At 49.7% G+C, this 6,145-nt stretch carries 6 protein-coding genes; 5 read left to right on the forward strand and 1 reads right to left on the reverse strand.

What is annotated here, in order from left to right:
• Positions 1–247 precede the first annotated feature (247 nt).
• The 3 genes from ACTG33_RS15605 (at position 248) to ACTG33_RS15615 (ending at position 3,703) form a co-directional block, all read left to right on the forward strand.
• On the forward strand, positions 248–1,387 hold the full coding sequence (locus ACTG33_RS15605) for a CaiB/BaiF CoA transferase family protein (protein ID WP_439136148.1): 1,140 nt from the start codon (positions 248–250) through the stop codon (positions 1,385–1,387).
• Positions 1,388–1,429: 42 nt separating this feature from the next.
• Positions 1,430–2,221: an enoyl-CoA hydratase/isomerase family protein gene (locus tag ACTG33_RS15610; RefSeq protein ID WP_439136149.1), complete on the forward strand. Its 792-nt coding sequence runs from the start codon at positions 1,430–1,432 to the stop codon at positions 2,219–2,221.
• Positions 2,222–2,788: 567 nt separating this feature from the next.
• On the forward strand, positions 2,789–3,703 hold the full coding sequence (locus tag ACTG33_RS15615; RefSeq protein ID WP_439136150.1) for an alpha/beta fold hydrolase: 915 nt from the start codon (positions 2,789–2,791) through the stop codon (positions 3,701–3,703).
• Between the two features lie 31 nt (positions 3,704–3,734).
• Here ACTG33_RS15615 and ACTG33_RS15620 read toward each other — a convergent pair whose 3' ends face one another.
• Entirely contained in the window at positions 3,735–4,964 is a 1,230-nt protein-coding gene (locus ACTG33_RS15620; protein ID WP_439136151.1) for a nucleoside recognition domain-containing protein, read from the reverse strand.
• Between the two features lie 216 nt (positions 4,965–5,180).
• On the opposite strand from ACTG33_RS15620, the gene ACTG33_RS15625 reads away from it, so the two are divergent.
• A complete protein-coding gene (locus ACTG33_RS15625; RefSeq protein WP_439136152.1) occupies positions 5,181–5,582 on the forward strand; it encodes a PA2779 family protein in 402 nt (133 codons plus the stop codon).
• A gap of 9 nt (positions 5,583–5,591) precedes the next feature.
• Positions 5,592–6,145: PA2778 family cysteine peptidase (locus ACTG33_RS15630; RefSeq protein ID WP_439136153.1), on the forward strand; the 554-nt coding region annotated here is incomplete at its 3' end.

Here is a 6,145-nt window from a genome sequence, read left to right on the forward strand (position 1 = left end):
CGTCTACCCGAAACGTCTGGGTAAGCCCGCCGAAATCGCCAAATTGTCTGCTCATATCGTAGACAACGATTACATCAACGGCGAAAGCATCCGTATGGACGCAGCGGTTCGCATGCAACCCAAGTAAGATCACCATCGTAAAAACGACGACACAATGCACTGCTGCTTAACCGCAGTATTGCATTAACGGTTTTGCCCGCTTTGCGGGCTTTTTACATTGAATAACAAGACAACACCGGAGTTTATTATGGGCCCACTATCAGGTTATCGGGTGATTGAATTGGCAGGGCTTGGCCCCTGCCCTATGGCAGGTATGCTTTTAGCTGACATGGGCGCTGAAGTTATCTGCATTGATCGTGGCGGCAATACGCCCCCGCTGTATTCAGAAGACATGAGTCGTCGGGGAAAGAAGTCCATCGTCGTCAATCTGAAAAGCGCCGAAGGCCGTGAAACCCTGATGAAACTGATCGCGTCCGCCGACGTATTGATCGAAGGCTTTCGCCCCGGCGTCACCGAAAAACTGGGGATCGGTCCGGAAGATTGCCAGGCAGTCAATCCCGCTCTGGTGTACGGCCGCATGACCGGCTGGGGACAAACTGGCCCGCTGTCTCAAAACGCCGGACACGACATCAACTACATATCCATCACCGGTGCCTTGCACGCCATTGGTGTCAAAGGCGAGAAGCCTGTGGTGCCAATGAATCTGGTGGGTGACTTTGGTGGCGGCACCATGTTCCTGGTCAGCGGGGTTCTGGCAGCATTACTGGAAGCCAAAAACTCCGGCAAAGGTCAGGTGGTTGATGCCGCGATGGTGGATGGTGCGACTAACCTGATGTGGATGTGCCACAGCTTCCACGCCTCCAAAATGTGGGACTTCAACGAGCGCGGCGTTAACATGCTGGACGGCGGCGCCTTCTATTACGACACCTACGAAACCAAAGACGGCAAGTACGTCGCTATTGGTGCTATCGAGCCGCAGTTCTTTATGACCCTGGTCGAGAAAGGTGGATTAGATCCAGAAATCTTTAATCTGGAAACCCAAAATGACACCGATCAATGGGAAGCCAAAAAAGCCATCCTCACTGACGTCATGAAAGAAAAGACCCGTGATGAATGGTGTGCCCTGCTGGAACATACCGACGCCTGCTTTTCACCCGTACTCAGCGCCTATGAAGCCTTCGATTATCCACATAATCAGGAACGCGATGTCTACATCGAACTGGATGGTTACAAGCAGCCTGCCCCAGCGCCCCGCTTCAGCCGCACTCCATCTGAAGTCACCCACGGTCAAAATCCGGCGGGTCATGATACCCGTAGCGTCCTTGAGAACCTGGGGCTCTCCAACGAGGAAGTTCAGGCTTTGATCGATCAGGGCGCGGTTCAATAAACCGCATGCCCTAACGCCAACTCACATAAGAAGGAAATGGACATGAGCAACTTTGAAGCACTGACTTACGACGTTGATAACAGTATCGCCATCATCACCATGAATCGCCCAGAGGTTCGCAACTCTCTCAACAAACAAATGCGCTCCGAGTTAATGGCCGCCTTTAAACAAGCCAGGGAAGACAGCCAGGTTCGGGTGATCTTGCTCGCCGGCGCCGGCAAAGGCTTTTGCGCAGGTGCAGACCTAAGCGAAATCACTCCCGGCAGCGACAAAGACGGTTTTATTACGGATCTGATTCGTCGCGAATACAACCCGTTGATCAAAACCATCAACGACACACCAAAACCCGTTATCAGCGTGGTAAATGGTGCCGCAGCGGGTATCGGTGGCACCCTGGCCATGGCGTGCGACTTGATGATAATGTCCGAAGACGCTTTTCTGTACTCGGCCTTTGGCGCGATCAGCCTGATCCCCGATGGTGGCTCACACAAATTCTTGCAGTCGTATCTGGGACCCAAGAAAGCCTATGAGATGATCGCCTTTTCACAACGTCTGCCTGCAGAGCAATGTGAAAAAGTCGGTTTGGCCAATCGGGTGGTGGCCTCGGAGAACCTACTGAGCGACGCTCTGGAATGGGCCAAGACACTGGCCGAACAAGCCCCGATGACGCTGAGCTTATCCAAAGAAATTTTGCAGGCCACTGCAACTGAAGACCTGGATTTTTGTCTGGAAAAAGAAGCCGTATTGCAAAATACCGCCTATCGCAGCCAGGATTTCAAAGAGGGTGCCAAAGCGTTTTTTGAAAAGCGTAAACCTGAATTCAAAGGGCTATAACCTGAAATCAAAAGTTAACAACCCAGAATTCTATCAATATTGACTACCCAGTCAGACAAGTACGGATGGCAAGTACAGTGGTTATCCATTGCTGCCAACCGTACTCTTTAGCTCCCACGGCTCTTCTTAAACCTGCAACGGCTACCATTTCCATCCCACTCTCTTGACTCTGCGCCAGCGACTAGCTCTTCTTCACAAAACGTTGAGCATTGGTCAACCCGCCCAACCGATGACAAAAGTTGTATTATTCCGCCAAAAAAATGTCAGTCAAAAACCTTCCGCGGATCATCTGATACAAACCATCCGCCAAAGTAAACGTTCGTTTAGCTTTTGAGTTTTTATTCAAGTTACGATAGCGCTATCGGTTCAGTAGCCGTTACAGTTCCGAACTTTTTCCTGCTGTAATGAACCATCTACTTCCGGACAAACGTATACATGGTTAATGCTCACGACCGCTGTACTTAGTTAAACCCTGGTTACTAGAACCACGGTATTTAAAACTACAGCATTCAGAGCCCTAGCATTTATAACCATAGCCATCTTGAAATTAAGAAACTGGAAAACCTCATGTCACAAGCAGTTATTGACGACCTGACTTTGGAATATGAAACTTTTGGAGATCAGGCGGATCCTGCCATTTTGTTGATCATGGGGCTGGGCTCACAACTGATTCAGTGGCCCGACAGTTTTTGCCAAAATCTGGCAGATCAGGGACACTTTGTGATTCGCTACGACAATCGTGATGTCGGTCTGTCGACCAAGATGAATCACTTACGCTTGCCTAATATCCCCTGGGCGATCATACGTCACAGACTAAAACTCAGGCCAAAGCTGCCTTACACTCTAACGACTATGGCCAACGATGCCATCGGACTGCTGGATTATCTCAAGATTGAACAGGCCCATCTGGTCGGCGTGTCTATGGGAGGCATGATAGCCCAGCTGATCGCGATTCACTTTCCCGAGCGAACGATGTCGCTGACCTCCATCATGTCCACCACCGGCAACCCCAAATTACCCAGGCCAACGCCAGAAGCAACCGCCGCACTGACCAAGAAAACAGATCCAAACGCTGGCATTGAAGAAATCGTTAAAAACAGCATGGCTGCCTGGAAAGTCATTATGAGTCCGGGTTTTCCCGTCTCGGAGAACAGTCTAAAAGAAAAGTGTCTGGCCGCAATAACGAGAAGTTATTATCCAGCCGGTACCGCACGGCATTTACTGGCATCAATCTGCACTGCCGATCGCCGAAAACAGTTACAAAAACTGACTCTGCCAACCCTGATCATTCACGGTACCGATGATCCACTAATTCCAATCGCATGCGGTAAAGATACGGCTGAGAACATTCCCCAGTCTGAGTTTCATGCCATTGAAGGTATGGCCCATGATCTGCCCGATGAATGCATTCCAAAACTGAGTGAACTCATCGGAGGGCTGACACAACGTTCACGCCCCAGTGCAAAACTCGAACTGTCTTAAAGGTGTGATCGGTTAGTTAACAGTTCTTCTGCTATCCAAAAAACCAATAGCCAACGACGATTGCCGTAACAATACCGACAAAATCTGCAAACAGACCACAGGCGGCTGCGTGTCGGATACGCTTTATCCCCACCGCGCCAAAATATACCGCCAGCACATAAAAAGTCGTTTCCGTACTGCCTTGTACGGTGGCGGCAATCCGGGCAGGAAAGGAATCCACCCCATAGTTATTCATGGTTTCAAGCATCATGGCTCGTGCACCAGAGCCGCTTAGAGGCTTCATAAAAGCCGTTGGCAACGCATCCACAAAACGGGTATCCATCCCCATTCCCTCAAAAATCCAGCGCAAGCCCGTGAGACCATAATCCAGCATACCGCTCGCCCGGAAGACACCAATGGCAACCAGCATCGCCAGCAAATAAGGCAAAATGGTAATCGCCAGCTGAAACCCTTCTTTCGCCCCGTCAATAAAGCTCTCGTAGACGTTCACCTTGCGTCTTACCGCCATAGCCATAAACAGAATCACAACCGAAAACAGCAAACAATTAGCCATTAAAGAAGAGACTCGGGCCAGCTCATCCGGCTTCAAAGAAGACAGATAAAGCACCAGCGCCATTAAGATCGCAGCCGCACCGCCCAAATAACTCAAAACCACACGATTGAATATGTGCAGCTTTTGCACAAATGCAACTACCAGCAGGCCAGCAATACTTGAAGCACTGGTCGCCAGCAGGATAGGCAAAAACACCACTGCAGGATCCGGAGCGCCCTGCTGGGCCCGGTACATAAGGATGGCGATGGGGAACAGTGTTAACGATGACGTGTTTAACACCAGAAACAGGATTTGGGCATTAGAGGCCGTATCCTTGACGGGGTTAATGCTCTGTAAACTCTGCATCGCCTTAATACCAATTGGTGTCGCGGCATTATCCAGCCCCATAATATTGGCGGCAAAGTTCATGGAAATATGCCCCAGAGCCGGATGATTTCTAGGGACTTCAGGCATTAGATGAGCAAATAATGGCGACAGCGCGCGGGACAGCTTCTCGATCAAACCGGCGTTCTCACCGATTTTCAACACTCCCATCCACAGGGTCAAAATACCCACGAGCCCCAGAGCAATATCGAAAGACAATTTCGACATATCAAACAGGGACGCGACCAGCGTATTAAATATGTCCGTATTGCCTTGAAATATCAGCTGGCCAAGCGCACAGAGAAATGCCGAGAAAAAGAAGAATAGCCAAATCCAGTTGAGCATAGAGAGTATCATCCAGAGTTTGAGTTATTCTAAAGTAGAACGCCCGCGCCTGCATCTGAGGAGATATGAGCAAGTGCCTTTGAGTCAGATTGTGAATCGGTGATCATATTAACCGTACCGAAATTGATTTCAACAAGGCTATCCTCTATACCTTGTTAACTAGGTGTATAACTTTTACCTTGATGTGTTAAACCAACCAAATCTGTGAGGCGAAACATGAAACTTGCTCCGCATAACCGTTTTTTCGCAATTTTTTTAAGCTTTCTGATGGTTTTTACCAGCTTACTCAGTGTGTCAGCGCAAGCCGGCATGGTGACCACCCAACAGGCCGTCAGCCAGCAATTTGTTGAGTACGACCGCGGCCGTTTGATAGAGGCATTAAATCAGGACGGGGTGCGCGATCAGCTGACGAATATGGGTGTCGACCCTGCCGAAATCGAACAACGGATAAGCACACTGACTGCTGACGAATTAGCACAGCTGAATACTGAGATAGCCAACATGCCCGCAGGTCAGGGTGTGGTTGGGGTATTAGTGCTGATTTTTGTCGTTTTTATTATCACTGATATGCTCTGTGCAACGAACCTGTTTTCCTTTGTCAAATGTATCAACAAATAGTAGTCGTACATGCCCCGTTCTTTATGCCTGTTAGGGCTACTTCTTAGCCTGTGTCTGGCGGGCTGCGGATCTCTCACCCGCAGCCCCGACAACCTCTCCGAAACTCTAACCCAGCTACAAATGCCCTCTCAGGCAGAATTGACGGATGTTCCCTTTTTCCCGCAGAAGCAGGAACAATGCGGCCCTTCCAGTTTGGCAACCGTACTTAATTACCGTCAAATCGATGTCAGCGCCGAACAACTGGAGCCTCTTCTCTATATACCGGAGAAGCAGGGAACTCTCTCGATCGAACTGACAGCTCAAGCTCGTGCTCATGAATTACTGGCATATCCGCTGGCACTGTTACAAGAAATAGCCGCAGGCAATCCTGTTTTAGTAATGCAGAACCTGGGGCTAAACTGGTGGCCTCAGTGGCACTTCGCGGTGGCCGTGGGCTACGACATGAATACTAAAACCCTCACACTCAGATCGGGTAAGGAGCCTCGCCGACAAACACCATTTAAGACTTTTCTCAATACATGGACTCGAGCAGAACGTTGGGGAATCGTTATCGTAGAGCCGGA

It is taken from the genome of Pseudomaricurvus sp., from assembly GCF_965662505.1.
Taxonomy (GTDB): domain Bacteria; phylum Pseudomonadota; class Gammaproteobacteria; order Pseudomonadales; family Cellvibrionaceae; genus Pseudomaricurvus.